Origin of the sequence: Streptomyces sp. SID5785 (assembly GCF_009870065.1) — a bacterium.
Lineage (GTDB): Bacteria > Actinomycetota > Actinomycetes > Streptomycetales > Streptomycetaceae > Streptomyces.
Map to the genome: position 1 here is coordinate 1 of NZ_WWIA01000286.1, position 1,132 is coordinate 1,132.

The 1,132-nt window shown below is 78.1% G+C and carries 1 pseudogene; it reads right to left on the reverse strand.

The annotated features are described in order from the left end of the window. Positions 1-1,132, reverse strand: a pseudogene (locus GTW43_RS08930) (hypothetical protein); the annotation flags it as partial.

The following is a 1,132-nucleotide window of genomic DNA, read 5'->3' on the forward strand; positions in this document are numbered from 1 at the left end:
GCCGGCCTGCCGCGGGACGCTGCGGGCCACCGCGCTGCGGGAGATCGCGGTGCTGCGGCTGCTGCGGGGCCTGCGGCTGCTGCGACGGGGGCTGCTGCGGCTGGGGCGCGCGGCCCTGGCCCTGCTGGCCCTGGCGCCAGTTCGTCTCCAGGGTGTCGAACAGCGGCGTGCGCTGGTCGACCGGACCACTGGCCGGCGGCAGGTACTCGTCCTGCTGCGGGCGCTGCGGGAAGTCCTGGCCGCCGCCCTGCTGCTGCGGCGGCACCGGACGCTCGAACTGCCCGGTGGACGACGGGTCCTGGTAGCCGTTCTGCTGCTGGTACTGCTGCGGCGGGGCCGGGCGCTCGAACGATCCGGTGGAGGACGGGTCCTGGTAGCCGTTCTGCTGCTGGGGGACGCCGTAGTTCGGCACACCCCGGTCCGCGGCACCGTTGTCGGGCATGCCGCCTCGCGGAGCGCCCCCGTAGACGTCGGACCGCATGAACTGGCCGGTGCCCTGGTCCTGGCCGGGACCGTGCTGCTGCTGCGGCGCGGGCCGCGGAGCGTCGAAGTCGGGGCGGGCGAACTCGGCCGTCGACCCCGGACCCTGCCGCTCGTCGCGGACCGGCGGGAACTGCGCCGTGGAGTCCGGCTCGTCGTGCCCGCGCGGGGCGTCGAGGTGCGGCTGTGCGTTCTCGTCGCTCCAGCTCGGCACGCGCGGCTGCGGGTTGCCCCCCGGCAGCTCGGCGCGCGGACCGCCGCGCGGCGGCAGCACCGGGCGGCCGCCCTGCGGCTGGGCCGGCCCGTTCGGATCGGCGTGGGTGCGCTGCTGCGGCGCGACCGGACCCGGCATCCCGGCGTCGAACAGGCTGCCCGTCGCGGACGGACCGGACGGGCCCTGCGGGTTCTGGGCGCGCACGGGCTGCGGGGCCTGCGGACGCTGCGGAGCCTGGGGGCGCTGCGGCATCGGCGCGTTCTGCGGGTTCTGCTGCGGAGCCTGCGGGCTCTGCTGCGGGTTCTGCGGACCCGGACCCTGCCCGTTCTGCGGGCCGCGCGGACCGCCGTCCCGGCTGGGCAGCGCCGCACGCGGGCCACCGGCACCGGCGCCGACCTGCGGGCGCGAGGCGGACGGACCGGCACCGAGCCGGCTCGC